General features: G+C 69.9%; 24 protein-coding genes and 1 pseudogene. 10 read left to right on the top strand and 15 right to left on the bottom strand.

The genetic code is table 11. The features are described 5' to 3' along the window. Nucleotides 1-22 precede the first annotated feature (22 nt). The 5 genes from ACIQM4_RS19160 to ACIQM4_RS19140 form a co-directional block, all read right to left on the bottom strand. Nucleotides 23-508: a carboxymuconolactone decarboxylase family protein gene (locus tag ACIQM4_RS19160; protein ID WP_401592782.1), complete on the bottom strand. Its 486-nt coding sequence runs from the start codon at nucleotides 506-508 to the stop codon at nucleotides 23-25. Next, a complete protein-coding gene (locus ACIQM4_RS19155) occupies nucleotides 505-1,584 on the bottom strand; it encodes a dihydrodipicolinate reductase (protein ID WP_401592780.1) in 1,080 nt (359 codons plus the stop codon). Before ACIQM4_RS19155 ends, ACIQM4_RS19160 begins: the two co-directional genes overlap by 4 nt. A 209-nt stretch (nucleotides 1,585-1,793) precedes the next feature. Continuing rightward, nucleotides 1,794-2,606 carry a class I SAM-dependent methyltransferase gene (locus ACIQM4_RS19150; RefSeq protein ID WP_401593179.1) on the bottom strand — a complete coding sequence of 271 codons (813 nt, stop codon included), beginning with the start codon at nucleotides 2,604-2,606 and terminating at the stop codon, nucleotides 1,794-1,796. 104 nt (nucleotides 2,607-2,710) lie between these two features. Continuing rightward, the gene (locus ACIQM4_RS19145) at nucleotides 2,711-3,028 is read right to left on the bottom strand and encodes a hypothetical protein (protein WP_401592778.1); all 318 of its coding nucleotides are present in this window, start codon (nucleotides 3,026-3,028) and stop codon (nucleotides 2,711-2,713) included. Nucleotides 3,029-3,122: 94 nt separating this feature from the next. Further along, on the bottom strand, nucleotides 3,123-3,587 hold the full coding sequence (locus ACIQM4_RS19140) for a MarR family winged helix-turn-helix transcriptional regulator (protein WP_401592776.1): 465 nt from the start codon (nucleotides 3,585-3,587) through the stop codon (nucleotides 3,123-3,125). Between the two features lie 235 nt (nucleotides 3,588-3,822). On the opposite strand from ACIQM4_RS19140, the gene ACIQM4_RS19135 reads away from it, so the two are divergent. The 3 genes from ACIQM4_RS19135 to ACIQM4_RS19125 all read left to right on the top strand — a co-directional run bounded on the left by ACIQM4_RS19135 (nucleotide 3,823) and on the right by ACIQM4_RS19125 (nucleotide 6,691). Continuing rightward, nucleotides 3,823-4,380 carry a quercetin 2,3-dioxygenase gene (locus ACIQM4_RS19135; RefSeq protein WP_401592774.1) on the top strand — a complete coding sequence of 186 codons (558 nt, stop codon included), beginning with the start codon at nucleotides 3,823-3,825 and terminating at the stop codon, nucleotides 4,378-4,380. Between the two features lie 174 nt (nucleotides 4,381-4,554). Beyond that, on the top strand, nucleotides 4,555-5,766 hold the full coding sequence (locus ACIQM4_RS19130; protein ID WP_401592772.1) for a beta-ketoacyl-[acyl-carrier-protein] synthase family protein: 1,212 nt from the start codon (nucleotides 4,555-4,557) through the stop codon (nucleotides 5,764-5,766). Between the two features lie 451 nt (nucleotides 5,767-6,217). Beyond that, nucleotides 6,218-6,691: a pyridoxamine 5'-phosphate oxidase family protein gene (locus tag ACIQM4_RS19125; RefSeq protein ID WP_401592770.1), complete on the top strand. Its 474-nt coding sequence runs from the start codon at nucleotides 6,218-6,220 to the stop codon at nucleotides 6,689-6,691. A 295-nt stretch (nucleotides 6,692-6,986) separates the two neighbouring features. On the opposite strand, the gene ACIQM4_RS19120 is transcribed toward ACIQM4_RS19125, so the two are convergent. Together ACIQM4_RS19120 and ACIQM4_RS19115 are read right to left on the bottom strand one after the other, a co-directional pair. Further along, entirely contained in the window at nucleotides 6,987-7,649 is a 663-nt protein-coding gene (locus ACIQM4_RS19120; RefSeq protein ID WP_401593177.1) for an ABC transporter ATP-binding protein, read from the bottom strand. Nucleotides 7,650-7,716: 67 nt separating this feature from the next. Beyond that, entirely contained in the window at nucleotides 7,717-9,156 is a 1,440-nt protein-coding gene (locus tag ACIQM4_RS19115) for an ABC transporter permease (protein WP_401592768.1), read from the bottom strand. Between the two features lie 177 nt (nucleotides 9,157-9,333). Between ACIQM4_RS19115 and ACIQM4_RS19110 the strand changes: the two genes are divergently transcribed. Together ACIQM4_RS19110 and ACIQM4_RS19105 are read left to right on the top strand one after the other, a co-directional pair. Further along, on the top strand, nucleotides 9,334-9,996 hold the full coding sequence (locus ACIQM4_RS19110; RefSeq protein ID WP_401592766.1) for a response regulator transcription factor: 663 nt from the start codon (nucleotides 9,334-9,336) through the stop codon (nucleotides 9,994-9,996). A gap of 41 nt (nucleotides 9,997-10,037) precedes the next feature. Further along, entirely contained in the window at nucleotides 10,038-11,297 is a 1,260-nt protein-coding gene (locus ACIQM4_RS19105) for a sensor histidine kinase (protein ID WP_401592764.1), read from the top strand. On the opposite strand, the pseudogene ACIQM4_RS19100 reads toward ACIQM4_RS19105, so the two are convergent. Continuing rightward, a pseudogene (locus ACIQM4_RS19100) lies at nucleotides 11,279-12,147 on the bottom strand (helix-turn-helix transcriptional regulator). The gene ACIQM4_RS19105 and the pseudogene ACIQM4_RS19100 sit on opposite strands and share 19 nt — an antisense overlap. A 373-nt stretch (nucleotides 12,148-12,520) precedes the next feature. On the opposite strand from ACIQM4_RS19100, the gene ACIQM4_RS19095 reads away from it, so the two are divergent. Further along, nucleotides 12,521-13,561, top strand: coding sequence for an alpha/beta hydrolase family esterase (locus ACIQM4_RS19095; protein ID WP_401592762.1), 1,041 nt, complete (start codon nucleotides 12,521-12,523; stop codon nucleotides 13,559-13,561). Here ACIQM4_RS19095 and ACIQM4_RS19090 read toward each other — a convergent pair. Further along, nucleotides 13,555-14,463, bottom strand: coding sequence for a DUF6597 domain-containing transcriptional factor (locus ACIQM4_RS19090; protein ID WP_401593175.1), 909 nt, complete (start codon nucleotides 14,461-14,463; stop codon nucleotides 13,555-13,557). The genes ACIQM4_RS19095 and ACIQM4_RS19090 overlap by 7 nt on opposite strands. A gap of 70 nt (nucleotides 14,464-14,533) precedes the next feature. On the opposite strand from ACIQM4_RS19090, the gene ACIQM4_RS19085 reads away from it, so the two are divergent. Beyond that, nucleotides 14,534-15,106: a TIGR03086 family metal-binding protein gene (locus tag ACIQM4_RS19085; protein WP_401592760.1), complete on the top strand. Its 573-nt coding sequence runs from the start codon at nucleotides 14,534-14,536 to the stop codon at nucleotides 15,104-15,106. Nucleotides 15,107-15,267: 161 nt separating this feature from the next. Here the strand turns inward: ACIQM4_RS19085 and ACIQM4_RS19080 are convergent, their stop codons facing one another. After that, nucleotides 15,268-15,651 carry a DUF5997 family protein gene (locus ACIQM4_RS19080; protein WP_401592758.1) on the bottom strand — a complete coding sequence of 128 codons (384 nt, stop codon included), beginning with the start codon at nucleotides 15,649-15,651 and terminating at the stop codon, nucleotides 15,268-15,270. An 82-nt stretch (nucleotides 15,652-15,733) separates the two neighbouring features. Here ACIQM4_RS19080 and ACIQM4_RS19075 point away from each other — a divergent pair, with 82 nt between their 5' ends. Next, nucleotides 15,734-16,585: a LysR substrate-binding domain-containing protein gene (locus tag ACIQM4_RS19075; RefSeq protein WP_401592756.1), complete on the top strand. Its 852-nt coding sequence runs from the start codon at nucleotides 15,734-15,736 to the stop codon at nucleotides 16,583-16,585. A gap of 99 nt (nucleotides 16,586-16,684) precedes the next feature. Here ACIQM4_RS19075 and ACIQM4_RS19070 read toward each other — a convergent pair whose 3' ends face one another. The 3 genes from ACIQM4_RS19070 to ACIQM4_RS19060 all read right to left on the bottom strand — a co-directional run bounded on the left by ACIQM4_RS19070 (nucleotide 16,685) and on the right by ACIQM4_RS19060 (nucleotide 19,756). Then, nucleotides 16,685-18,037 carry a damage-control phosphatase ARMT1 family protein gene (locus ACIQM4_RS19070; protein ID WP_401592754.1) on the bottom strand — a complete coding sequence of 451 codons (1,353 nt, stop codon included), beginning with the start codon at nucleotides 18,035-18,037 and terminating at the stop codon, nucleotides 16,685-16,687. A 225-nt stretch (nucleotides 18,038-18,262) separates the two neighbouring features. After that, complete coding sequence (locus ACIQM4_RS19065; RefSeq protein ID WP_401592752.1) at nucleotides 18,263-19,264, bottom strand: M56 family metallopeptidase; 1,002 nt, start codon at nucleotides 19,262-19,264, stop codon at nucleotides 18,263-18,265. Between the two features lie 3 nt (nucleotides 19,265-19,267). Continuing rightward, nucleotides 19,268-19,756 (bottom strand): BlaI/MecI/CopY family transcriptional regulator, encoded by a 489-nt coding sequence (locus ACIQM4_RS19060; protein ID WP_401592750.1) that lies wholly within the window; start codon nucleotides 19,754-19,756, stop codon nucleotides 19,268-19,270. 662 nt (nucleotides 19,757-20,418) lie between these two features. Between ACIQM4_RS19060 and ACIQM4_RS19055 the strand changes: the two genes are divergently transcribed. Then, nucleotides 20,419-21,405: a cytochrome P450 gene (locus ACIQM4_RS19055; RefSeq protein ID WP_401592748.1), complete on the top strand. Its 987-nt coding sequence runs from the start codon at nucleotides 20,419-20,421 to the stop codon at nucleotides 21,403-21,405. A 4-nt stretch (nucleotides 21,406-21,409) separates the two neighbouring features. Continuing rightward, nucleotides 21,410-21,640 carry a ferredoxin gene (locus ACIQM4_RS19050; protein ID WP_401592746.1) on the top strand — a complete coding sequence of 77 codons (231 nt, stop codon included), beginning with the start codon at nucleotides 21,410-21,412 and terminating at the stop codon, nucleotides 21,638-21,640. 117 nt (nucleotides 21,641-21,757) lie between these two features. On the opposite strand, the gene ACIQM4_RS19045 is transcribed toward ACIQM4_RS19050, so the two are convergent. Together ACIQM4_RS19045 and ACIQM4_RS19040 are read right to left on the bottom strand one after the other, a co-directional pair. Beyond that, complete coding sequence (locus tag ACIQM4_RS19045) at nucleotides 21,758-22,771, bottom strand: alpha/beta fold hydrolase (RefSeq protein WP_401592744.1); 1,014 nt, start codon at nucleotides 22,769-22,771, stop codon at nucleotides 21,758-21,760. A 533-nt stretch (nucleotides 22,772-23,304) separates the two neighbouring features. Continuing rightward, nucleotides 23,305-23,910: a DinB family protein gene (locus ACIQM4_RS19040; RefSeq protein WP_401593173.1), complete on the bottom strand. Its 606-nt coding sequence runs from the start codon at nucleotides 23,908-23,910 to the stop codon at nucleotides 23,305-23,307. Nucleotides 23,911-25,802: the final 1,892 nt, after the last annotated feature.

Here is a 25,802-nt window from a genome sequence, read left to right as displayed (position 1 = left end):
GCCCCGGGCGCGGCCGGCCCGCTCAGTGTCCCGGCAGGACGCACATCGCATCCAGGCCCAGTACCCTGTTGAGACGGCCGAAGGCGAGCCAGGAACCGAGGCTCATCGTCAGCTCGACGACCTCGGTCTGGCTGTAGTGCGCGGACATCCGGGCCCAGAACTCCTCGTCCCTTTCGAGACCGTGGTGGTCCAGGGCGTACCGCTCGGCGTACTCGGCTGCCAGTCTCGTACGGTCGTCGAAGGCCTCGGCGGTGCGCCAGTCGGCCACCGCCCCGGCGAACTCATCCTCGACCTTCTCGCCGTCCCGGTCCGTCCGCCAGTCCAGGCAGAACAGGCACCCGTTGATCTGCGCGATCCGCAGCCGCGCCGCCTCGAACTCGCGCAGGCCGAGGGTGGTGTGGGCGTAGACGGCGAGCGAGAAGTTCGCGGCGGCGGGGCCGATGCCGGGGACCATGTCGCCCCAGACGTACTCGATGGGGTTCTTGCCTTCGGGGATGTCCAGGTTCACGGCGTGCTCCTTCCGAGCCTGCCCGCCGCCGGGCGCAGCGGGACGTCAAGTGCGTCGTAGATGCCGGGTTCCGCCGCCACCAGCCAGTCGATGGCGTTGACGAGACGGCCGACCGCGGTGGCGTTGCCGCCCGCCGAACGGTTCTCGTCCTCGTCGCTCGCCTCCACGGTGACCTCGATACGGGGCCGGCCCTCGACGATCACCCGGTGCGCACCGGAGCCGTCGGGCGGAGCGGGCCAGTCCGGGGCCGCGGACGGGTGGATACGGGTGATGTGCTCGATGACGAGCCGCGGCACACCGCCGACGATGCCCTGCACCTCGAAGCGGACCGCGCCCTGGGTGCCCGCCTCGAACTTGCCCATGGTGCGGGTGGTGACCGTCTCGTCGAGCGGCCGGCGTTCCAGCGTCTCGCGGATGTCGTCGAGGGTGACGTCGAGCGCGCGGGCGAGCAGCCTGAGCTGACCGCCCCACACCATCGTCGGCACGGTCGCCATCAGCATCGGCGGCTCGTACTCCATGGGGTGGCCCATGCCGATCAGGTCACGGACGGAGTCCGGCTGGTCGTACGTCGAGTAGTCGAAGATCTCCTGGCAGCGGATGGTGTCGATGGTGCTGCCGAGCCCGCTGACGAGAAGCGGCAGGACGTCGTTGCCCCACCCGGGGTCGACACCGGAGACGAACAGCGCACCACCGCCGTCCGCGACGGCCGCGAGCAGGGGTTCGCGGAGCTCGGGCGGGGCGCTCGGCGGATCGTAGAGCGCGTAGAGGGAGGGCGTGACGACCACCGCGCCGGCCCTGAGCGCACGCGCGACGTCCGCGTGGGCCTCGTCGGGGCGGATGTCGCCGGAGGCGGCGTACACGACGGCGCGGGGGCGGGCGGCCAGGACGGCTTCGATGCTGTCGGTGGCGGCCACCCCCAGTTCGGTGTCGAGACCGGCGAGTTGACCGGCGTCACGGCCGACCTTCCGCGGGTCGTGGACGAGTACGGCGGCGAGCTTCAGCGCCGGGTGGGCCGCTACGGCACGGATGGCCGCGCGACCGACGTTCCCGGTTCCCCAGACGACCGTGGAAATCATGCGGCGGAGGGTAGCGCGCAGGACCCGCGGTTCCCATAGCCGTGCACGGGCCGGTTTACGGGGCCGCGGCGCGAGCCACGCGGCCCACCCGGGCACCTACCCGTCGGCCGCTGCTTCTGCGCTGCGTCAGCACTGCTTCGGTGCTACTCCGCCGCTCCTTCTGCGCTCCTTCTGCGCTCCTTCTGCGCTCCTTCTGCGCTCCTTCTGGGCTACTTCTGGGCGAGCAGCGAGTACAGCAGTGGGATGCGCGGGGCGGTGTCCGGCAGCCGCCACCAGCCGGCCGGGGTGCGGACCATGTCCGGCCAACGGGGCCAGGGAAGTTCGTCGCTCTCGCGCAGACGGACGAGGCGCAGTCCGGCACCGGCCAGTGCGTTGACGACCTCCCCCAGGCCGTGCATCCACTCGTAGCAGTCGGTCGCGCCCTGCACGGCGGGGCCGTCGGTGTAGGTGTGGGTGGCGTCCCGCAGGACGGCGCCGCGTCCGGCCAGGTAGTCGTGGCGCAGCAGCAGTTCGTCGCCTTCCCCGGGGGCGGGGGAAGGGCCGAGGGAGTTGAGGAGGGGGTGGAACTCGGCGAGGTAGAGACGCCCGCCGGGACGCAGCAGAGCGGCCACGGTGTGCGCCCAGCGGTCGAGGTCGGGAAGGTAGCAGAGCGCTCCCTTTCCGGTGTAGACGACGTCGAACCGGCGTCTGCCGAGGGCCTGCTGGGCGTCGTAGACGTTGGCCTGGACATAGGTCACCGGCAGCCCGGCGTCGGCCGCCAGCCGTCTCGCGGCGGCGACCGACTCGCCGGACAGGTCGAGGCCGACCGTGCGGGCGCCCTTGGTGGCGAACGCCATGGTCTCCGTACCGAGGTGGCACTGCAGATGCAGTACGTCGCGCCCGGCGAGCTCGCCGAGGTCCGCCCACTCGTAGTCGGCGAACCAGCGTTCGGGGCGGGCGTCGGCCGAGCCCACGCCGTAGAAGCGGCTGGCGAGGTGGACGGGGGTGCGGGCATCCCAATTGGCCTGGTTGGCCCGCATCATGTCGCGCACGGAGAGCCCGGGACTGCTGCCGGCCCCCTGCTCGGGAACCCGCACGGAGGGGTCGGAGCCGGAGCTTCCGGCCCCCTCCCCCGGGCGGCCGCCCCTCACTCGGTGTCGATTCCGGAGATCGCGGCGGGACCGATCGGCGCGTCGTCCTCGCTCAGCCCTGCCGAACGCAGCGCGGCGGTGGCGATCCGACGGGCTTCCGTCTCGGCCTCCTTGATGGTGGCGGCCTGCACTTCGAGGCGGATCACGAAGGTCGAGTTCTCGTCGTCGAGCGTGAGCCGGTTCAGGTCCTCGGCCGCACCGAGGGCGGTGTGCCGAGGGTCGGCCGGGCTGAGCTCACGCAGCAGTTCCGCGTGCGCGGCGGTGTCGAGCTTGCCGAGCAGGGTGCCGGGGAGGGTCACGAGGTAGGTGGTCATCCTCGGACGGTACCCGGGCAGGGCAGGAAAAATCGGCCCGCGAGGCCGGTGGCCGCGCGCAGCACCGCGCGGGCGGACGCGGCCCCCCCGTCCGCTAACTCCGGTGACCCCGGCCCGGGTCAACGCCCGGCGGCCTCCCCCAGGGTGCCGTCAAGCCACCTCGCAACGCCGCGACCGCGTCCTGGCCGATCCGTTCGGCGAGCCGGTCCTCCAACCCGGCGAGGACGGCCTCGGCCAGGCGGTGAATGCGTTCGCCCTCGTCCGTGCGTCTCACCAGACGCTGTCTGGCGGACGCGGGGTCGGGGAGCTGTTCCAGCAGATTCGCGGCGATCAGCCCGTGCACCGCCTGGTGGGCGGTCTGCCTGGTCACCCCCATCCGCCGGGCCAGCTCCGAAACGGTCGTCCCGCTCTCGTCGAGCACGGCGAAAAGCTGGACCTGGGTCGGGGAAACGGTAGCCACACCGGCCTCTTCCAGCGCGGCCAACAACCCCTCCTCGAACCAGCGCCTGGCATCACCGAGCAGCTGGGGAAACGAGCGAGGGGCGGAATGCGGGTACATGGCAGCCTCTGGAGAACGGGAAGCGCGGGGAAGACGACGAGTGACGGGTGACGGGTGACGGGTGACGAGTGACGGGTGACGAGTGACGGGTCCGGAATCGTACCGAGGACTGGGTCCCGCGTCCGAAATCCGGGGCCCCGACCAAGGAGCGCTTGCTCAGCCCCGCACCCTTATGTCAGGCTGCCTGACATTCCCGGCCCATACTGGCCACGCACCCCACAGAGAGAGCACACCGGTGACCATCGAATACGCGACCCGCTACCGCACCGCCTCGCGCATACCCGCCGACCCGACAAAGCCGTACTTCATCGAGAGGGGCGAGGGTGACCGCGCGCACCTCTTCGGCGACCTGATCACCATCTACGCGGGCGGTGAGCAGACCGAGAACACCTTCAACTTCTTCACGGTCGAGGGCCCGAAGGGCGACATCATCCCGGCCCACGTGCACGCCGACACGCACGAGGTCTTCTACGTCACCCAGGGCGCGGTCCGGCTCTTCGTCGAGGTCCCGGCGGGCGAGCAGCAGGAGAAGCTCCTCACTCCGGGAGACTTCGGCTTCGTACCGAAGAACTGCCGGCACGCCTACCGCATGGAGCGCCACCACAGCCAGGTCGTCGGTGTCGCCGCCGGGCCCGGCGGAACCTTCGAGCGGTTCTTCGAGAATTTCGGCGCCCCGGCGGAGCAGCTCGGCCTGCCGCCAGAGCCGGTGGTACCCGAGCCGCACAAGTTCTCCTCCGTGCCGGAGCAGTTCGACGTGCGCTTCCTCCCCGACCACCGGTGGCACACCCGATGACATGCCGACCCCTGTCCGCCCCTGCTGAGAGCTCTTGTCGGATTCACACAAAACAGACGGAGGTGAATCGACAGAGCTGACCCATGCTTCCACGGGAAAACCTTGCCAAGATCGCTGGAAACACTGTGAAAACCACACAGCCAGTCTTGTGCGGTGCGAACGAGGGAGCGCGGAATGAACAGCCAGGTGTGGGTGACCGGGATCGGCGCGATGACCCCGCTGGGCGCGGACGCCGGGTCGACCTGGACGAGCATGCTGGCCGGCCGGTCGGGAGTCCGGGCGCTCGACGAGGAGTGGGCTGCCGACCTCCCGGTACGGATCGCCGCCGGGCTGCCCGAGGATCCCGCCGCGCTGCTGCCCCGCCCGCAGGCCCGGAAGCTGGACCGGGGCGAACAGATGGCGCTGCTCGCCGCGCGGGAGGCGTGGCAGGACGCGGGCGCCCCCGAGGTAGAGCCGGAGCGGCTGGCGGTCGTCATCGGTACGGGGACCGGCGGGGTGCTCACCACTCTCGGGCAGGACGACCTGTTCGAGGAGTCCGGGGCCCGGCGGCTCTCCCCGTTCGCGGTGCCGATGCTGATGCCCAACGGGCCGGCCGCCTGGGTCAGCATGGACCTGGGCGCGAAGGGCGGCGCCAGGACACCGGTCAGCGCGTGCGCCTCGGGCGCGGAGGCGCTGTCGATGGGGCTCGACCTGATCCGGGCGGGCCGGGCGGATGTGGTGGTCGCGGGCGGCACGGAGGCATGTCTGCATCCGTTCACGCTGGCCGCCTTCGCGCAGATGAAGGCGTTGTCGACGCGCGGCGACGATCCCGAGGCGGTGTCCCGGCCGTTCGACGTGGACCGCAGCGGGTTCGTGATGGGCGAGGGGGCGGGGCTCGTGGTGCTGGAGCGCGCCGATTTCGCGCGGGCGCGCCGTAACCCCCGTACGTACGGAACCCTCGCCGGCGGCGCCGTCACGTCCAGCGCCGCACACATCACCGCGTCGGACGCGGACGGCCAGGTCCAGGCGATCGAGGCGGCGTTGCGTGACGCGCAGGTGACGGCGTCGGACATCGGGCACATCCACGCGCACGCCACGTCCACCGAGTCGGGCGACCTGGCGGAGGCGGAGGCGATCCGCCGAGCGGTCGGCACGCACGCGTCGGTCACCGCGACCAAGTCCATGACGGGCCACATGCTGGGCGCTTCCGGCGCGGTGGGCGCGATGGCCGCACTCCTGGCCCTGCGGGACGGGGTCGCACCCGCGGTCCGCAACCTCGAAGAGCTCGACCCGAGGGTGGAACTGGACGTGGTCCAGGGCGAGAACAGAAAGGGCAGCTGGAACGCCGCGCTGGCCAACTCCTTCGGCTTCGGCGGTCACAACGTGGCTCTGGTCCTCACCAGGTGAGGGGACGACCGCCCGACGCAAGGCGGGACCGTGGCGCGGTGATACCGGATTCGGTCACTCCGGGGCATGAACCGGTCTGATTGCGTGGGAACCTCCGCATGCGGCGCGTCTTGCCCCAACCATGGGGTTCGTCCGCCGTACCGAGGCCGTGGGAGGACCCATGGGCAAGCAGGTCAAGTGCAAGTCGACCAGGACCACGTCCGGAAAGCCGTGTCAGAACCCCGCCATGATCGGGTACTCCCGGTGCCAGCTGCACCGTGGCGACTGGACCCCTCCCCAGCGGAGGAAGACCAAGAAGCGCTGACCTCCGGTGATGGCGGCCCGCCCGAATTCCCGGTCGGCGGGCTGCGGTTCGGGCGGTGGCCTCGGTCGGGGGGAGTAGGACTCGGGGGCAAGGCATCGGGTCCTGGGGCCGAGGTGTGGGGGCGCGCGCGCCGGTAGCGTCCGCGGTATGGAGATCGGCAACTCACCCCGGACCGCGGGGCAGCGCAAGCAGGACGTTCTGGCGCGGCTGAAGAAGGAGTCGGACATCTGGGTCGCCACGGCGGACGCGGACGGGCTTCCGTACCTCGTGCCGCTGTGGTTCCGGTGGGACGGCGAGGCCATCTGGCTCGTGACCCGGATCACCAACCCCACCGGCCGCAACCTGAGCCGGCTCGGACGGGCCCGGCTCTCGTTCGGGGACACCGACGACGTGGTCATCTTCGATGCGGCGGTGCAGACCTTCGACGCGGACGAGGTACCCGGGACTGCCGCGGACGCCTACGCGGCGCGGTGGGGGTGGGACCCGCGCCGTGACGTCGGCACCGCGCGCCCGTACGCGTACTTCAGGGCGGTCCCCCGGTCCGTGCAGGCCTGGCACGGACAGCATGAACTGCGGGGGCGGAACGTGATGAGCGAGGGGCGGTGGGCGGGGGCCGTGTGAGCAGGAGTCACAAAAGGCGGAGCGTGCGGGCAGCGCGCGGGCTGTCCGGCCGAGGGCCGGGACGAGGCCCGTCGGAGGCTGCGGTCCGTCGGGGTGACGATCCCGGGACGGAGTAGAAATACACCGTCTTCACCGGGGGCCCGGTCCGACGGGCGGGCCGATGCGGGCGGCGCTTCTCGCGACATTCCGCCACCCGCATCGGCGGCCCGTGCCTGGCCCGTCCGGGCCGTCCGGGCCGTCCGGGCCGTCCGGGCCGTCCGGGCCGTCCGGGCCGTAGCAACGTACGTCCCGTTGGTTACTCCGTCACCAGCCTGCCCCGCTTGAGGCGGATCACCTCGTCCGACGCGTTCGCGACCTCGCGCGAGTGGGTCACGAGGATCACGCACTTGCCCTCGTCGTGCGCCAGTTTGCGGAACACCTCGATGATTCCGTCGGCGGTGTCCTGGTCGAGGCTGCCCGTGGGTTCGTCGGCGAAGAGGATGTCCACCTCGCAGGCGAGGGCGCGCGCGATGGCGACGCGCTGCTGCTGGCCGCCGGAGAGCTCCAGCGTCCTGCGGTGCCGGTCCTCCTCGTCCACGCCGAGCAGACCGAGGAGTTCCACCGCACGCTGCTTCCTGCGGACGCCCTTCACTCCGGTGATCTCCATCGCGGAGGTGATGTTCTGGACTGCCGTCATGTAGGTGAGCAGGTTCAACGACTGGAAGACCGTGGCGACATGGCGGTTCCGGTAGCGGCCGAGGCCGATGTCGGCGACGTCGGTACCGCGGAAGCGGACATTGCCTCCGGTCGGCGAGTCGAGTCCGCTGGCGAGCGAGAGAAGGGTGGTCTTGCCGCTGCCCGAGGGGCCGATGACGGAGTACATCCGGCCCTCCTCGAAGGAGTGGTTGACGTCCTTGAGGACGGTGCGCCGGCCGCTGCCCGACTGGTAGGTGCGGCTGAGGCCGGTGAGCTGGAGGATCGGGGCGGTCGTTCCGGGAGCTGTCGGGGTGGTCACGTCGGTCGCCCATCGTTTCGGAGTGGTCACGTCAGTCGCCCTTCGTGAGGATGTCGCGCGGGTTGAGGCGGAGGATCCGGATGCCGGGGACGATCGTGGCCAGGGCGGCTATGCCGAGTCCCGTGAGGCCCACCTTGGTGATGTCCGCCGCGCCCAGCCGGACGTCCATCTCGTCGATCGGGGCGACCTCCGGGCCGTCCTGCTTGTTGGCGCCACCGGTGGGGTCGGAGGGGTCGGGCCGGCCGGCCTCGGCGGCGGCGGACTCCTTGGCTGAGGAAACCTCACCGGAGAGAAGCTGGTCGCCGATGGCCTGCGAGAGCAGCTGGCTTCCGGCGGCCGCGAAGCCGATGGCCAGGACCGCGCAGGCCACCACCTCGACCAGGTGCTGGCCCAGCAGCTTGGGCTTCTTCTCGCCGAGCGAGAGCAGAATGCCCAGCTCCTTGCGGCGTTCGCGCATGTTCGAGGCAATGATCAGGGCGAGGATGACGGTGCCTGCGACGGCGACCAGCCAGACCGTGACGGACGCGAAGTCGGCAGTCTTGCTGATCGGGCCGACCAGGGCCTGGTAATGCTTGTCGTTGACGCTCAACGGGAAGATCTTGAGGTCGACACCCGCCGCCTCGGCGTCCTTCTTGAGCCGGCCGAGGTCGGAGGGGTCGCGCAGCGTGAAGGTGGCTTCCTTGACGACACCGCCCCCCGCCTTCAGCTCCTTGCCGTCGAGACGGGTCGCGCCGTCCGGGGTGACGTAGATCTGGTTCGCCGGGGCCGCCATCGGCGGGACGTACGTACCGGTGTCGCCGATGTTGCTCCGGTAGATGCCGATGACGGTGAAGCCGGTCTCCTTGGTGCTCAGCCTGCCGTCGGGGTTCTGGACGTTGGCGTTCAGCTTGACCTTGTCGCCGACCTTCAGCTTGTTGTCCTTCGCCACCCGCTCCTCGATGACGACCATGTCGCTCTTGCTGTCCGGCTTGATCCCGGAGCCGGAGACGATCTTCGAGTCACCGTTGCGGAATGCCGAGACACCGTTCAGGTCGCGGATTCCGTCCGCCTTGAAGAAGTCCACACCGCCGCTGTCCTGGCCCGCGGGCGGCGGCACCGGCTGGTGCAGCTTGACCTGATCCGTCGGCGCCGCGACTCCGTCCTTCGTGTAATTGCACTTCGTCACGACGGACGATTCGCAGACCTTGTCGACCAGACTCCGGGACAGGTCTCCCTCGGCGCCGATCATGCCTCCCCGGGACCCGTCCGGCTGCTCCGTCCTGCCCGAGTTGATCAGCGCGTTCAGGTCTAGCTGCATCGTCGCCACGACGCCCACGCTGTGCTTGGCGGACTCGGCGGCACGGGCCGCCGCCGACTGGATCAGGAAGCCGGAGAGCACCAGGGTGCAGATGACGCAGAACAGCCCGACCAGCATCACTGTCTTGCCGAGATGGCCGCGCAACCGCCACCAGGCTCGTTTGAAGAGATTCATGAATGTCACGCTAGGAGGGCGGAGATTTGAGGGGTGTTCGGGAATGACGCCCGCAGCGGGCGTCTCATACACGGATCAAATGCGGCGTTTGATAAGACGGATCCGGTACGCGCCCGAAACAGCCGGCGGCGTACCGGAAATGCGCGGTGAATTAATGAAAAGAAAAGGTTGTCGGGCGTGCGTGTGCTGGTGGTCGAGGACGAGCAGTACATGGCGCGGGTCCTGGAGATCGGGCTCCGCCGGGAAGCCATCGCCGTCGACGTCGTGCACGACGGGGCGACGGCACTGGAGCGGGTCACGGTCCACGACTACGACGCGGTGATCCTGGACCGTGATCTTCCCGGCGTGCACGGGGACGAGGTGTGCCGGCGGATCGTGGCCATGGGTCTCGGCTGCCGCATCCTCATGCTGACCGCCGCGGGACGGCTCGGCGACAAGGTCGAGGGACTGGGGCTCGGCGCCGACGACTACCTCCCCAAGCCCTTCGACTTCCCCGAACTGGTCGCCAGGCTGCGCGCCCTGTACCGGCGCAGCCCCATGACCCACTCCCCCGTCCTCACCTTCGCCGACGTCACCTTCGACACGCACCGCCGCCGGGTCGACCGGGCGGGCGCCGAGGTCCGGCTCACACCGAAGGAACTCGCCGTCCTGGAGCTCCTGATGCGCGCCGACGGCGGGGTGCTGAGCGCCGAGTACCTCCTGGACAAGGCCTGGGACGCGCACACGGATCCCTTCACCAACGCGGTACGGCTCGTGGTGCACACCCTGCGCAAGAAACTCGGCGAACCCCGGCTGGTCCACACGGCGATCAGCGCCGGCTACTACCTGGGCACCGAGTGAGGCGGCGCGAGCCACGCAAATGTCCGCCGCGGCGACGGACGTTGAGCATTCACGGCCGTCTCTTCCTCGGGTTCGGCGCCGCTCTCGGCGGGTGCGCCGCGCTGATGGTCGCGATCATCTACGTCGGCATGCGCTTCCTGCCCACGTACGACTTCAGTACGACCCTGATCGCCCCGGAGGGCTCCTTCCGGCCGGGGTTCCCGGTTCCCTCGCCGACCGCTTCCGGGCAGTTTCCGCCCGACAGCGGCGCTGCGCGGACCGCGGACCCGCTGGTGCCGGGCGCGAGGGCCGAGCAGGTCGGCGGGATCTCCACCAAGGAGGACGTCTGGAACACGGTCCTGGCGGTGTCCGTCGGTGGCGTACTCCTGGTGATGGTCGTCGGCCTGGGCGCTGGCTGGCTGCTCTCCAAGCGCCTGCTCGCACCCCTGCACACCATCAGCGATGCCGCCGCCAAGGCCGCCGAGGGCAACCTGGGCGAACGCATCGAGGCCCAGGGGCCCGAGGACGAGCTCAAGCAGCTCGCCGACACCTTCGACACGATGCTCGCCCGGCTCGAAGAGTCCTTCGCCGCGCACCAGCGGTTCGCCGCGAACGCCTCGCACGAGCTGCTCACCCCGCTGGCCACCACCCGGGCCGTCCTTCAGGTCGCCGCCGCCGACCCCACAGGAGAGGAGTTCGCGGAACTCGCCCCGATGCTGCGGGAGGTCAACGAACGCAACATCAGCGTCGTACGGGCACTGCTCGATCTGGCGAGCGCGGAGCACGCGCCCTTCGACCCCGAACCGGTGGACCTCGCGGAGCTCGTACGGCGGGCGGTGGCCGAACGTACCGGGCAGGCGGCGGCGCAGGGCATCCGCCTCGTGTCCGACACCGAACCCGAATGCGACGTGGCCGGAAACGCCACGCTGCTGCGCCAGCTCGTCCTCAACCTCCTCGACAACGCCCTAGCCCACAACCTGCCCGAGGCGGGTTCGGTCCACCTCGCCGTCTTGCGGGAGGATGCGGTGGTCCTGGAGATCGAGAACACCGGACCGCACCTCGACGCGGGCGTGGCGAACCTTCTGTTCGAACCGTTCTACCGTGCACAGCCCCGGGTCGGCAGCGACCACTCGGGCCACGGCCTCGGTCTCGCCATCGTCCGGTCCATCGTCTCGGCCCACCACGGCACCGTCACGGCCGTCGCGAACGCGCGCGGTGGCGAGGGTGATCGGGCGGGTGGCGGCCTCACGGTCCGCGTCGAACTGCCCGTACCGCCCGAGGTCAAGTTCGACCGGCGCCCGCCTCAGGGCGAGTCCGTGTAGCGGACGGCGAACGCGGCGGCCCGGCTGCGCAGCGCGTGGCGCAACGACTCCGGCGCCAGGGCCTCCGCGTCCGTGCCGAGCTGCCACAACGCCCACTCGGCGTGCCGCGCGTCCTGGAAGGTCGCCTCAAGTCGCAACCAGCCGTCCGCGTCGGGCTCCGAGGCACGACGGCCAGCGCGGTGTTCAGCAGTTCCTCCCGCCGCGCCGGGTCCATCCGCAACCGCACGACGAGGTGGTCCCCACCGGCGAGGAACCGCGCGGAGCGTTCCCGCCAGATCCGGTCGAGGTCGACCCGGTTCGGCCGCTGCGCCGCTTCCGGGAGTTCCTCTGCCGCCAGCACCCGCGACAGCCGGTAGGTACGGTCCTCACCGGATCTCCTGGCCAGCAGGTAGGCCCGGTCGCGAACGGTGACCGGGCCGATCGGGTCCACGTCGGTGTCCGGCCGACGGGAGAGCAGGTCCGTCCCCGGGTCGACGAGGAACCGCTGGGCCGCGTCGCTGACGGTGGACCGGTGGCCTTCCGGCAACGCGTCGACGACCTTCCGCAGGGCCGAGGCGAGCGCAGGGCCGAGCCCGAACGCCTGCTCGCCGCGACCGGGCCCGGTGGCCAACAGGGCAAGGCCTCGTCGTGGTTCAGACCGGTGAGCTCGGTACGGAAACCGGACGCCAGCGCGAAACCGCCGTACCGGCCGTCGTTCGGCGTACACCGGGACGCCGGCGGCGGACAGCGCATCGATGTCGCGCAGCACGGTGCGGGTGGACACCTCCAGCTCCCTGGCCAGCGTGTCCGCGGTCAACCGACCGTGCTGACGAAGCAGCAGCACCAGCGAAACCAACCGGTCGACGCGCATGCCCGATCACCGCGTCGGCGTCGAAGGGAAGGAGGCCATCCGGTGCGGCCACACCTGGAGGCCGAGGAGGCGGCGCATCGCGGCCCCGTGCTCCGGGGCACTCCGGGTTCGTGACGGCAGCCGACTTCGGGAGGGCTGCCTTCGGGAGGGCCGCCTTCGGGACGGCCGCCTTCGGGACGGCCGCCTTCGGTACGGCCGGGCCCAGCTCGATCTCGGCGACGTCGCAGGGTGGTGAGTGAGCACGACGTCCAGGTCGTGCGAGGCGAGGCGAGGCGAGATGGGCGACCTCGGCGAGCTGCCGCGTGGTCGACATTTCGTGGAGATCGAGATCCACCTTGGACGTACGACTCAAGATGCTGATCTCCTCGTTCCCATGACCTTCCTCTCCCGAGCTCCGGGCAGGCGGTCGCCGGGCAAGTACCTGGCGACCGCACTGACCGCCTTCCTCGCCCTCGTCCTCGCCGGCTGTGGTGGCGCGTCCACGGAGCAGCAGCCCTCTCCCTCCGTCTCCGCCGTCACCTCGTCCACCGCCACCCCTCCTGCCTCCGCCTCCGCCTCCGCCTCCGACACCGCCTCCGACACCCGTGAGCACATCCGCGTCGGCGCGACCACCCGCTCGTACCTCCTGCACCGTCCCGGCGTAAACGAGCAGCGCCGCCCGCGCCCTCTCCTCATCGCCTTCCACGGCCGCGGTGAATCCGCCGAGGACATGCGCGAGCGCGCCCGCCTCGACGAGGCCGCCGGGGCACGCGGGATGCTCGTCGCGCACCCCGAGGCCGTACGCGAGATGTGGAGCGCGGACAACGTGCCCACCAGTCAACGCCCCGACACCGAAGTGGACATCCGCTTCACCGAGGCGATGATCTCCGCCCTCGTACGGAGCGGGGAGGCCGACCCGAAGCGGGTGTACACCGTCGGCTTCTCCAACGGCGGCTCGATGGCCTTGCGGCTCGCTGCACAGCGCCCTCGCACCGTGGCGGCCGCGACCTCCGTCTCGGGCCAACTGGCCACCGGGGTCGCGCGGACGGGACCGTCGGGCCCCGTACCCGTAATGATCGTTTACGGGGCCCAGGACCCGGTCCGCCCCATGGCGGGCATCCCGGACCCACCGCCTCCGGCGGCCGGGCAGGAACCCTTGACCGCGACCGTGTCGACCCGGGCCGGTGCCGAGGCCTTCGCGCGGGCAGCGGGCACGAAGCCACCCTTCACGGAACGACGGCCGGGCTACGACCGCACCCGCTGGGCACCGGGAACGCCGGGCGGCGCGCCCGTCGAACTCCTTGTCGTGCACGGCGCGGGCCACACCTGGCCGGGCTCGAGGGTTCCACCGCCACCCGGCTTCGGCCGTACCAGCACTGCGCTGAACGCGACGTCCGCCGTGCTGGACTTCCTCACCCGCAGTGCGGCTCACTGACAGCCACGAGTACGGCCTGTGGCAGCGGACCGCGGGGGTGACTGCGCGGGGCCTGTGGCAGCGGGCGGCGGGTGTGATTGCGCGTACGCCGTGGGCGGCACTCCCACCCGGGCGGTGAAGTCGCGGACGAGATGGGCCTGGTCGCTGTAGCCGAGTTCGGCAGCCAGAGCCGCCCAGTCCGTCGTGGCGTCGGTACCGGCGCGTTCCAGTGCCTCGTGGACGCGGTGGCGCAGAATGACCCACTTCGGGCTGACGCCCACGTACGCCGCGAACAGCCGCTGGAGCTGGCGCACCGATACGCCCGCCGCGTCCGCGACCTCGTCGACGCGTCGGATCGACCGGTCCCGCCGAATCCGTTCGGCCAGTGCCACGGCCCGCTCGGCCTGCGGGTCGGCGGCCGGCCCGATGGCGAGGAGGAAGCCGTCGAGCGCGGCCACCCGCTCGTCCTCCTCCTGCGGCCCCAGGACCGCGGTGGGTACGGCGGAAGTCCCGGAGAACACCTCGGGGAGGCCCACCCGCCTGCCGGTCAGCTCCGACACCGGCCGGCCCGGCAGAAACGGCCGGAAGCCGCCCGGCCGGAACTGAATCCCGCACACCCGCCCGTGCCCTTCGAGCTTCTGGGTGAAGAGTTCCAGCCCGACCCCGGCGACCTCTCCGAAGCCGTCGGCGTCGAGTTCTCCGGCACCGGAGCGCCCGTACCTCTGGAAGACGATGTTCACCGACGGATGCGGAACGACGTGGGACAGGAACGGTTCCGCCAGGTCCCAGTCGATCAGCCAGTAGTGCTCCACGTAGGGCCGCAGCGGCACGGCGGGCTCCCGGCGGCGGAAGTGGACACGCGCGAAAAGCTTCGCGGCGTCGACGATGCCCCGGGTGTCGCGACGCGGCCCCGACTCGGCCATGGGCATGGCCCCGATCCTATGTCGCGTTTCTTCAAGCCGCCGTGGCCCCGGCACTCCTACTCTCGGCGGCATGAGCGAAAAAATCAGTGACCTGCTCGCAGCCGCCGCCGTGCGCGCGGACCCCGTGGTGCGTGGCGTGGACGACGGGCAGCTCCCCGCGGGCACACCGTGCGCCGAGTACGACGTACGAGGGCTGCTCAACCATCTGTTCCATGTCGTGGTCGGCTTCCAGGCGCTCGCGGCCGACAAGGAAGCGGACTTCTCCACCACGCCGGACTACCTGGAAGGTAACTGGCGCGAGCGCTTCACCACGGAGACCGGGCTGCTCGTCCGGGCATGGGCGGCACCCGGGGTCGACGAGGGCACCAAGGGAAGCATGAGCCTGCCTGCCCGCACGGTCGGCGCGATGGCGCTCCTCGATTTGACCGTGCACATCTGGGATCTCGCCCGCGCGACCGGCCAGGACTTCACGCCCGACGCGGAGGGCATCCGTACCCTCGGCGAGCTGGTGACGCAGATGGGTCCGACCGCCAGGCAGATGAAGGTGTTCGGCGATCCGCGGCCGGCGCCGGAGGGGGCGACGCCGTTCGAGGAAGTGCTGGCGTCGACAGGCCGCGACCCGCGCTGGACGCCGGGCGACTGACCACTTTCGTAAGGGGTTGGGAGGCGCGCCCAGTCGGTGGGCGGCGCGGCCAGGCGTGGGAGGCGCGGGAGGCGCGCCCAGGTACCGCGAAGCCCTCGTGCACCGTGTGCGCCGAGGGCCTCGTACAAACAGCTGTCCGGCGCCGCCGGCACAGGTACTACCTACTTGTCCTTCTCCGCGTTCTTCTCCTTGATGCGCACCGTCTCCTTGCGCACCTCTGCCTGGACGGCACGCTCCTTCTGGAGCCACTCCGGGTTCTCGTCCTTGAGCGCGTCGATCTGCTCGGTGGTGAGTGCCTCGGTGACTCCGCCCCTGGCGAGGCCGGAGATGGAGACGCCGAGCTTGGAGGCGACGACCGGGCGGGGGTGCGGACCGTTGGCGCGCAGGTCCTGGAGCCACTGGGGCGGCTCGGTCTGGAGCTCGTTCAGCTCGGTGCGCGAGACGACACCCTCCTGGAACTCCGCGGGGGTGGCCTCAAGGTACACACCCAGCTTCTTCGCCGCGGTGGCGGGCTTCATGGTCTGGGTGCTCTGGTGCGACGTCATGGGCCCAAGGGTATCGAGCATGTGCACCACCGCTGACCACACCGGGTCCGCGCGGGAAGCCACGGCCGGTAACCTGGCCCGCGTGACAGGCTCGGAAGCACCCCCCTCCCCCACCTCCCCGGCGTCCTCCTCGCCCTCGTTCCGCCTCGCGTACGTCCCGGGCGTAACGCCCACCAAGTGGGTGCGGATCTGGCACGAGCGGCTGCCCTACATCCCGCTGACCCTGGTCGCTGCGTCCCCGGCGGAGGCGTTCGACGTGCTGCGGGCCGGTGGGGCCGACGCGGGATTCGTACGGCTGCCGGTGGACCGTACGGACCTCAGCGCGATCCCCCTCTACACCGAGACCACGGTCGTCGTGATCCCCAAGGACCACGTCATCGCCGCCGTCGAGGAGATCACGGTGGAGGACCTCTCCGACGAACTGGTGCTGCATCCCCTCGACGACACCCTCGACTGGGCCCAGCTCCCGGGCCGGGCCGCGAACGAGCGCCCCGAGACCACCGCCGACGCGATCGAACTCGTCGCGGCGGGGGTCGGCGTGCTCGTCGTGCCGCAGTCCCTGGCCCGCCTGCACCACCGCAAGGACCTCACGTACCGGACGGTCACGGGTGCCCCCGAGTCCCGCGTCGCGCTGTCGTGGGCGCAGACCGAGCCGGGCGATCCGCCCGAGCTGGCGGAGCACTTCATCGGGATCGTACGAGGCCGGACGGTCAACAGCACCCGCGGCCCGGCCCTGCCCCCGACCGGTCAGCCGAAGGACGCGAAGCGCACGGACAAGAAGCGCACGGACAAGTCCAAGACCGGAACGGGCGGCGGCAGGCCGGCAGCCAAGAGCGCGCGTGGCAACTCCGCCGGTGGCAAGAGCGGCACCAAGAACAACAAGGGTGGCGGTAGCAAGGGCGGCTCGGCCAAGCGCGGCAAGCCCCGCCGGTAGCAGCTCCTTAGGGTTTACGGCCGCACAGCCCTCCTCACAGCCCTCCGGCAACGCGCGCGCGAGGCGCCTCCGCAGGGAGGCAGGGCAGGGGCGCCCACCTCAGACCGGATCGGCGGGCCGCACGGCACCGGCGGATCGCACGGCACCGGCGGATCGCACGGCATCGGCGGATCGCACGGCATCGGCGGGCCGCACGGCATCGGCGGGCCGCATGGCCAACTGGATCAGCGCGTGGGTGCCCGCGGTTCGCCACCGCTCGCCTTGCTCCGCTGCGAGCTTCGGTTCGGCACCCTCCGCCAGCCCCACCAGTACGTCCGACTTCAGCGTGCGCAGTGCGGCCACCGGCCCGGGGAAGTACGCGGTGCGGTCCGCGAACGGGGTCGTCGCGGGCCACTGCCGGTCACCGACCAGGCGCCGGTAGTTCAGGTCCCCCTTCATGACCGTCAGCCTGGCTTCGGCGAAGTCCTGCCGCAGGTCGTCGGGCATGTCCTCATAGGGCAGCGGCGCGCAGGAGAACGGGTGCGCCCGCACCTCGACCTGGCCGCTCGCCATGTCGTCCCACAGCCGCCGCCCGGCCGCGCCCGCCGCCCCGCCGGCCTCCGTCAGATGCCGCAGACAGTCCACGACGTCGGTCGTCGTCGCGTCGGAGACGAAGTAGGGGTAGGACTTGACGTGCAGGACGACGCGGTCGGCGCGGCCGTGCCGCAGGAGGTGGTCGACGAGGAGGAGGTCGGGAAGCAGCTCGCGGCCGGCGTTGTCGGCGACGAGACACACGGTGCGGCGCGGGCGGTCGGAGCTGCGGCGCCGGGCGCGGGTAACGTCTCGCTGCCACCCGGGGGCGCCGCTCGACTGCGCTCCCGGGGCCAACAGCGCCCAGAGCGCTGCGGAATCGTCCACCACGAGCGCTTCGTCGGTACCCGCCCCCGGCGTGCCGGCACCCATGCGGAAGCCGAGGTCCGCCCGGTTTCCCCAGAGTGAGCCGAGCAGTAGTGCCTGCACCTGTTCTTCCTCAGGTTGGGCCGCCAACTGCTCCAGCGCGGCCAGCTCCTGTTCGGTTTCGACTGTGTCGAGCTCGGCCCGCTTGAACGGCCCGAAGGGGTCGACTCCCTGCCAGGGCCCCGCCTCGAAGTACCCGACGGCACCCAACAGCCTCCGGTAGAAGTAGCTCTCCGCCCACAGGAACGGCGCATCGAACCAAGGGCGTCCCAGCAGCCCCTTCCCCCACGTCTGCCACTGCTCCCGGTCCCGGTCGTCGCCGGGCGGCGGCAGGGCGATCACGCCGTGCGCAGTCTCCTCCTGGAGCGCGTCGAGGGCCCGGTGCTGTGCGGGTCCGTACGGAAACGCGGCGCGCACCCGCTCGATGAGCGCCGGGTGCCGCTCGGCGAGGACACTCCGGGCGAAGGAGCCGGGCTCGTCGCAGCGGATCACGGGGGCTTCGGTGAAATCGGCCATGCGGGGATTCTGCCTGCTCACGGCGCGCGAGGCCTGCGGTGGGTAGCTGCTCACGGTGGGCGGGGCCTGCGGTGGGTAGCTGCTCACGGTGGACGGGGCCTGCTCGTCACGGGCGGGGCCCACCCGGGGGGGGTACCTGCTCGTGGCGGCGGGGCGGCGCGGTGGGTACGGTCGGGCGGCTCTCGCGACAGACGCGGCCGATCCGCCTGCGTGCGGCAGATCCGCCTATCCGAAGGTCGCGGCCTCCAGCACCACGAACAACCCGGCGGCCGCATTGAGCGTCGACAGGGTGGACGCGGCCGTTCCCGCTGCCGCGACGACCGGCGCGAGGGCGGCGGAGGTCAGCGCGGACGACCAGCCGTTTACGGGCGGAACCGGGCCGAGCAGCGCCGCCACCCGCCGGGGCACCGGGCCCGCTTCGGCGAAGGCCGCGAGGCCCGGGAAACGGACTCCTCCGGAGGTGGGACCGGAGGCGGGACCGGAAGCGGCGCGCGCGGAAAGGAGCGCGGCCTTGGCGACCGCGCGGGCAGTCGTACGGCGGTCCCCGGTCGCCCGCGCGGCCTCCTCGTCCGCCCAGCGTTCGGTGCAGTAGCCCACGGCCTCGCGAAGCGGGCGCAACAAAGGGTTCGCGCAGCCCGCCAACCGGACGGCGAGCAGCAGCCGGTGGTGCCGCCCGGCCAGGTGGGCACGCTCGTGCGCGAGCAGGGCGTGGCGCTCGGTGTCGGTCAGGGCAGCCAGCATGCCGGTGGACACGAGAACGCGACCGGGCCGCCCGCCACTCCTGCCGGATGCGCTGCTTGCGCCAGGAAGCGCATAGGCGTACGGCTCTTCGTCGGTGAGGACCGCGATCTGCGAAGCCGTACGGAGCCCGGCAAGTGCGCGATGGGCCCCGGCCCGATAGCGGAAGTGCCGGCGGACCGTGGAACCCCAGCCCAGCAGGACCAGCGCGAGGGCGCCGATCGACACCTTCCCGGCGATCTCGTCGCACGGGACCGCCTCGCGCACTTCGGGGTCCGACCAGCTGTCGGGCAACGGGTTACCGGGAAGCTGGGCGGTGCCGACGATGACGAGGAGAACGAGGCTCACGGTGCTGCAGAGCGCGAGGATCGCGGCCACGGCGGTGAGGAGGCGGGCAGCGGCACGCGGATGCAGGTGCTGCTCGGCGAAGCGGGACATGGGGAGGGCGGTGAGCGGAAGGATCAGCGGGAGAAAGACGAAGATGCCCATCTGTCAGCGCTCCGGCCCCTCGGAACCGCCCGCTCCGCCCCATACGTCCGAGCCCCGAAGCCCCTGGCCCTCCTCCCCCAACCCTCCCGCCACACCTTCACTCTCACTCTCACTCTCACCGAGCAAGGTGCGCAGCAGTCGTTCGTCATCCGGGGAGAGGGCCGACACGAAGCTGGAGAGCACGGCGTCACGGTCGTCCTCCCTGTCGAGAAGTTTGCGCATCCGCAGCGCGACCAGCCCGGCCCCGTCAGCCACCGGCGTCCACTCGAAGGACCGCCCGGAACGGGTACGGGTGACGGCCCCCTTGGCGTAGAGCCGGGTCAGGATGGTGATGACGGTGGTGTACGCGAGTCCGCCACCGAGCTGCTCCTGCACCCATGCGGCAGTCACAGGACCGGGTGCCGACCCGAGCACGGACAGCACCTGCGTCTCCAGCTCCCCCTGCCCACGCCGATGCTCACGCGCCGGCATGCCCTCCGAACGCTCCGCCATGTCCGACTCCCTTCCCACCTGCCTCCCGCTGACCTCTTTGTCCGGCGGACATCGGGGCATCGTAGCTACTCGCAGCGCACCGGCACACGTGCCGGTCCGAGGACCGAGGGACTCACGGACCGGGAGACTCAACATGCCTGAAGCAGGGACATGCGCACCACGGACACCAACTGGCGCCATTTCGATGCCAGTTAGCATCTCTACATATTGTCATGACGCCACTGTGATGCCACACTGGCTCCGCTGGCGGATGAGGCCGTACCCCACCACAGCCTCGACCACCGCACCTTCCCTTTCCCTGCACCTGCATCCACACCCACACCCACACCCACACCCACTGCACCCACACCCGCTTCGGAGGACACATGCGGCATGAGACGTCGGTCGACCCGTCTGAGACCAGCACCCCAAGGACCGAGGGAGCCAAAGGGGCTGAAGGGACCGAAGTAGCGAGTGTGCGCGACGGCGAGCCCGTCACCTTTCCCGCTGCACGCCCCGTCGGCTGCCCCTTCAACCCACCTGAACTGCTTGGCGAATTGCGCGAGCGGGACCCGCTGGTGCCTCTGCAGTTTCCCGACGGCCACGTTGGGTGGCTTGCCACGGGGTACGACTCGGTCCGGTCACTGTTCGCCGACACCCGATTCAGTTCGAAATACGAACTCATGCACTACCCCTTCGCGGACATCGGGGAGCTCCCCGCCGCCCCGATCGGCGACATGACCGGGATGGATGCTCCCGAGCACACCCGGTTCCGCAAACTGCTCATGGGTAAATTCACGGTCCGCAGAATGCGGCAACTCACTGCACGCGCCGAGCAGATCACGGCCGAGTACCTGGACACCATGGAGCGCCGGGGTGGGCCGGTGGACCTGGTGACGGAGTTCGCCCAGCCCATACCGGCCCTGATGATCTGTGAGCTGCTGGGGGTGCCCACCGGTGACCGTGCGATGTTCCAGGACTGGACGATGCAGCTCACCAGCCATGTCATCGATCAGCAGGCGCAGGCGGACGCGATGAACGCCTTCGGCGAGTACATGTACAAACTGGTGCTCGCCAAGCGCGCCAACCCCACTGACGACGTGCTCAGTGAACTCACCGGCAGCGACCTCACGGACGAAGAACTCACCGGCGTGAGCAGCTTCCTGCTTGCTGCAGGCCTCGAAACCACCGCGAACATGATCGCCTTCGGCACGTACGCTCTCCTCCGCAACCCGGACCAGTTCGCCGCCCTTCGCGACGACCCCTCCCTCGCACCGAGGGCCGTCGAGGAACTGATGCGCTACCTGACCGTCGCCCAGACCACCCTCAAGACGGCGCTGGAGGATGTTGAGCTGCACGGCAAGGTCATCAAAGCGGGGCAGACCGTTGTGATGTCCATCGAGGCCGCCAACCGCGACCCGCTGCGCTTTCCTGATCCCGACGCTCTCGACCTGCAACGGAAAGCCACCGGTCACCTCGGTTTCGGCCATGGCATTCACCAGTGCCTGGGCCAGCAACTGGCCCGCGTGGAGATGCAGGTAGCCCTCCCCGCGCTGGTCACCCGGTTCCCCGACCTGCGACTGTCGGTGCCTGCGGAGAACGTGCCACTTCGAACTGGGATGAACATCTACGGGGTGCACAGCCTCCCGGTGACCTGGGGCGAGGCGTAGGGCGATGGCGGAAACCGAGCACGCCCGAGGCGGAGCCGAAGTCACTGTCACCGCCGACCGCGAACGCTGTCTCGGCGCCGGGATGTGCGTACTGACCGCCCCGGCGGTCTTCGACCAGGACACCGAGGACGGTCTCGTGCTCGTGCTCCGTCCCCGCCTGCCCCTCGCGGACACGGAGATGGCTGCCGTACAGGAAGCGGCCGCCCTGTGTCCCGCGAAAGCCATCAGCTGGTGATCAACGCAGCCACGAGAGGGCCGACCACCTGCTGATCAACTATGGCACGAGAGGGCCAATCACTTTGCGATCAATGCGGGTACGAGAGGGCTGGCAAGGTGGCAGGCTGCGCGGCGCCTACGGTGTGGTGGGCAACGACGCCAGCCACTCGATGAGGATCCGGTTGACGTCCTCAGGGCGCTCCTGCTGGATCCAGTGGCCGCAGTCCTTGAGGAGGTACGACCCGAAGAGGCCGGGCAGCGTGGCGGAGTACGCTTCGATCGCTTCGGACAGCCAGACGGTGGAAGCGTCCCTGTCACCTCCGACGAACAGCGCTGGCTGGGTGATCGGAGCGCCGTCGAAAGCGGCAAGACCTTCCCAGTCCCGGTCCATGTTGCGGTACCGGTTGAGTGCGCCGGTCAGACCGGTCCTCTCGAACTCACCGGCGTAGTGGTCAAGTTCGTCCTCACCGAGCCAGCCGGGTGTCCGTCCGGTGGGAAACCTGTCCCGCAGGGTCCCACCGGCCGCAGCGAAGTGCGGGTCCGGCTCGTCCGCTCCGGGCATGGTGTCGCCGGACATCGCAGCGTAGAAGCCAGCCAGCCACCCCCGTACATCCGGCTCAATCTCCGCCTCGGCCCGGCCTGGCTGCTGGAAGTAGGAAACGTAGAACTCCTCCCCGCCACCGTCCCGGCCCATCTGCGCGAAGACCTCGCTGAGCCGCGGGCCACCGCGCGGGGTGTAAGGCACACTCAGCAGTCCGACGGCGCGAAAGACATCCGGTCTGACCAGGGCGGAGTTCGCGGCGATGGTCGCGCCCCAGTCGTGCCCCACGACGATCGCACTCTGCTCACCGAGCGCGTGCACCACGGACACGTTGTCCTCAACCAGGTCGAGCATCCCGTACGCGGCTACGTCCGCAGGCCGGGAGGAACGGCCGTAACCGCGGACATCAATGGCGACCGCACGGTATCCGGCCGCCGCCAGCACCGGAAGCTGGTGCCGCCAGGAGTACCAGGACTCGGGAAAGCCGTGCACAAGCAGCACCAACGGCCCGCTCCCCTGCTCGACCAGGTGAACCCGCCCCGCGGTCGAGGGAACCAAGCGGTGGCTGGGGCCGTGGTCAGAAGCAGTTCTCAGAACGGGCTGCGGCATGGAATTCCTCCGGGTCCGAAACGACGTACAGCTCTGCCAACGATCATCTTGCGAACCAGCTCAACCCGCGAATCGTGTTGCCGTTCCGGCAAGTTGCAGTGCCTGCCGATTCGGTCCGCGCCCCACAAGTTCTCTCCTTCACCACGTCAGCGAGCATCGCAGCGCTACCGGAACCGCGCTCTCCCGTACCGCTGGGCGTGACGAGAGCGCCTCACCCACGCAACGGCACGCGACACCGAGCCGACTGCGCTGGAGCACCTACTCAGCGCCAACACCGTGAACGCCGCTCTGCGCGAGTCCCTCCAGCCCGCCCTCTCCCCCGCGGCGACCCCGTCGCCGCGAACGCCACGGCCGCCGCGGTGTATGCGGCGGCCGCGGACTCGCGCGACTCCATCACGGACTGCGTCTCAGGGCGTGATCTAGCGAAGGCGGGTTCGGCGAAGACGTGTGCCTCGCAAGGAAGTTGGAGGTCTGCACGACGGTCCCGGTACCCATCGAGGGCGCACTCAGGGGTGACGACTGACCGACCCGCGCTAGACCTCCTCCCCCGCGGCGGCCGCAGCCTCCCTGGCTACTCCCTCCAGCCGCTCCCAGTACTGCTCACGAGAGAATTCCGTGGGCATGTTCTCGTTACCGTCCTGCAGGCCGGCAGCCCCATCGATGTATTCGCGGACGATGTCGGCATGGCCGCCATGCCGGTTGGTCTCCGCGAGCATGTGCACCAGGATCCGATGCAGGGTCGCCTCGCTCCGGTCCGCCGGCCAGTGCGGGACCCTGCCGACGGAGTCCCACGACAGGGCCTCGATAGTGGCGTCTGCGTGCGCACACGCCTTCTGGTACAGACCGACGATGAACTCGCGGGACTCGTCGGCAGTGGCCCACATGTCCACCATCGGGTCGTCGTCGAACTTTGCCAGCCAGGGCATCGGCTCGCCGGTGAACGGCCGCCCGAAGGTGTCACCGAAGTATCCGACCTCGCATCCAGCCAGATGCTTGAGCAACCCCAGCAGGTTGGTACCGGTAGGGGTCATGGGTCGGCGGGCGTCATACTCCGAAAGCCCTTCGACCTTCCATACCAACGATTCACGCGCGGACTTGAGGTAGCGGTGCAGGTCCTGTTTCGGATCCGATGAGTTCATGCCCCACACCATCGCACCCAGCACTGACATCAGCCTGCTACGGGTAAGCCACTGGATCCCCCACCAAGGCCCTCCACCCCCTCCACCGAGGGGCCGAAAACCCACAGGAGCCCCTCTGGGGGCCTCTCGGCACCCCCGACACCCCATCACACCAGGTGCTTCGAGTTCGGCCGCCTAAGGCCCCATTCTGTGGGTCAACTTTTATACCGATTCACGAAAATCGTGGCTTTCGCACCTTTTGCCTCTGCACTCGGCTGACTCAGGACACGCATGTGAGAGGCGGCTCCGCAACGAGCACGCCGGAGAGATCCTCATCGCGGCGCTCGCTCTTTCGATGGAGCGACGCATAGCCAGGCTGGGGCATCGAGCAGTTCGCAGCCTTCACCGGAGCGACCCCCGCGGCTGGCATGCTCCCGGCGCTTTCCAAACCGGTCCAGTTTGCTCGGGTGGGCTGTCGAGCCGGGAGAGCTTGGGCATCCCACCGACCAAGGCACCGACGCGTGCTCTGGCTCTGACGCCTGCTCTGGCTCCGACGCCTGCTCTGGCTCCGACGCCTGGTCTGGCACCGGCTGGACGAACGTCGGCGCCCACGGTCACGGAGTAAGTGGAGCAACGTAACAGCCCTTACACCGGCCGGCTCCTCGCTCGGTGCCTTGGATTGGGAGGAATGATCACACCGAACCTGGTTGACCCACGCATCCCCACTCCCACTCCCCACTCGTCCAACAACATCTAGTGGCCATGCACCCACCTTTACCGGCTGCTGCCGCGACCGGTGGCTGGTGTCACTCTGGCGCAACTGCACCACGACACCGGTGCTGGTAGTCGGTGCGGAATCTCTTACTCTTCGACCGTTCCACGCGTGCGGAGCGCTGCTCTCGCTTCCCAGGTACTTGCCAAGTGTCTGGGGCCGGTGAAGGGGCCGCCTTCGGAGACGTGTGTTGTCCGCGGACAACAACTTCAGCCTCCCCGATGCTCTGCCCCACTCCCCCACTTGGCCGCTCGCGGTCTCTGCAAGCAGCTTCACTGCCCCGACCCGCCGCCCCCGTTGTTGTCCGCGGACAACACATCCACCCGTAGCAATCGGCCAGCCGGCCAACGGCACTCCTACTTCCGACCCATTCGGCGTTGTCCGCGGACAACAGAACCAGAGGTACTCCCTCGGCGGCCGCCCACCACCCAGTTTCATAGCCCATCAACCGGCCACTCATCCTGAACCCCAGCCCCAATGTTGTTGTCCGCGGACAACACTCTCTCGTAGACGATCTTGCGTTTGCCGGAAGACGGCCCAGCCTGGCGGCCTTGCGGATCGCGTCCCCACCTTCGCGACGCAGAACCGTCTCCAGCTCGCCGGACCGACGCGGGCCGAGAACGAGCCCAAAAGCTCACATTGCTTCTGCACCTACCGCGAGCCGACGACGCCACCAGAGGTCGGCACGCCACGGCCGAAGGTCGGCGAAGGGATCAGGCAGGGTGCGCTCAAGGTATATGGCGTCCAGAGAGGCCACCTGGTGCTTCAATTCGGCACGGGGCCGAAGAGGCAACTGTTGCAGAATCTCTTCGAGCACGTCACGCGCGTGACGCACATCGTCGAAGGAGCAGCCGCGGCACGAGCAGAAGGCATCCTGCGGGTATATGGGTTGCCGCCCAGGCGGGTGTAGGAACGCTTGATAGCACCGCAGTGCTTGGGCCGTGGCACCAGGGAAGATGTAGTAATTCATCGAGAGGCGCTCTGCTCGGTGTATTGCCAGGCTGGTTCGGGCGGAGAGCCTGTGGATCCGGCTAGGCGGCGGGACCTCCCAGGCCCGAGGACCATCGTGTCGACCGCGCAGAAGACTAGGCCGCTTACGCGGCATCGGTCTTTCGGTTTGAGGTCATGGTCAACATCCTGT

It is taken from the genome of Streptomyces sp. NPDC091272, assembly GCF_044757485.1.
Classification (GTDB): Bacteria; Actinomycetota; Actinomycetes; order Streptomycetales; family Streptomycetaceae; genus Streptomyces.
The sequence above is the reverse complement of the archived record's forward strand: the minus strand, read 5'-3'. Positions and strand labels throughout refer to the sequence as shown.

Coding starts and splice junctions, on each gene's coding strand:
- ACIQM4_RS19045 (WP_401592744.1), bottom strand. CDS start 22,771: ATGCCGCAGCCCGTTCTGAGAACTGCTTCTGACCACGGCCCCAGCCAC.
- ACIQM4_RS19150 (WP_401593179.1), bottom strand. CDS start 2,606: ATGATGCGGGCCAACCAGGCCAATTGGGATGCCCGCACCCCCGTCCAC.
- ACIQM4_RS19125 (WP_401592770.1), top strand. CDS start 6,218: ATGGAGATCGGCAACTCACCCCGGACCGCGGGGCAGCGCAAGCAGGAC.
- ACIQM4_RS19095 (WP_401592762.1), top strand. CDS start 12,521: ATGACCTTCCTCTCCCGAGCTCCGGGCAGGCGGTCGCCGGGCAAGTAC.
- ACIQM4_RS19130 (WP_401592772.1), top strand. CDS start 4,555: ATGAACAGCCAGGTGTGGGTGACCGGGATCGGCGCGATGACCCCGCTG.
- ACIQM4_RS19060 (WP_401592750.1), bottom strand. CDS start 19,756: ATGGCGGAGCGTTCGGAGGGCATGCCGGCGCGTGAGCATCGGCGTGGG.
- ACIQM4_RS19065 (WP_401592752.1), bottom strand. CDS start 19,264: ATGGGCATCTTCGTCTTTCTCCCGCTGATCCTTCCGCTCACCGCCCTC.
- ACIQM4_RS19145 (WP_401592778.1), bottom strand. CDS start 3,028: ATGACCACCTACCTCGTGACCCTCCCCGGCACCCTGCTCGGCAAGCTC.
- ACIQM4_RS19070 (WP_401592754.1), bottom strand. CDS start 18,037: ATGGCCGATTTCACCGAAGCCCCCGTGATCCGCTGCGACGAGCCCGGC.
- ACIQM4_RS19115 (WP_401592768.1), bottom strand. CDS start 9,156: ATGAATCTCTTCAAACGAGCCTGGTGGCGGTTGCGCGGCCATCTCGGC.
- ACIQM4_RS19050 (WP_401592746.1), top strand. CDS start 21,410: ATGGCGGAAACCGAGCACGCCCGAGGCGGAGCCGAAGTCACTGTCACC.
- ACIQM4_RS19140 (WP_401592776.1), bottom strand. CDS start 3,587: ATGTACCCGCATTCCGCCCCTCGCTCGTTTCCCCAGCTGCTCGGTGAT.
- ACIQM4_RS19155 (WP_401592780.1), bottom strand. CDS start 1,584: ATGATTTCCACGGTCGTCTGGGGAACCGGGAACGTCGGTCGCGCGGCC.
- ACIQM4_RS19085 (WP_401592760.1), top strand. CDS start 14,534: ATGAGCGAAAAAATCAGTGACCTGCTCGCAGCCGCCGCCGTGCGCGCG.
- ACIQM4_RS19090 (WP_401593175.1), bottom strand. CDS start 14,463: ATGGCCGAGTCGGGGCCGCGTCGCGACACCCGGGGCATCGTCGACGCC.
- ACIQM4_RS19055 (WP_401592748.1), top strand. CDS start 20,419: ATGCACTACCCCTTCGCGGACATCGGGGAGCTCCCCGCCGCCCCGATC.
- ACIQM4_RS19080 (WP_401592758.1), bottom strand. CDS start 15,651: ATGACGTCGCACCAGAGCACCCAGACCATGAAGCCCGCCACCGCGGCG.
- ACIQM4_RS19040 (WP_401593173.1), bottom strand. CDS start 23,910: ATGAACTCATCGGATCCGAAACAGGACCTGCACCGCTACCTCAAGTCC.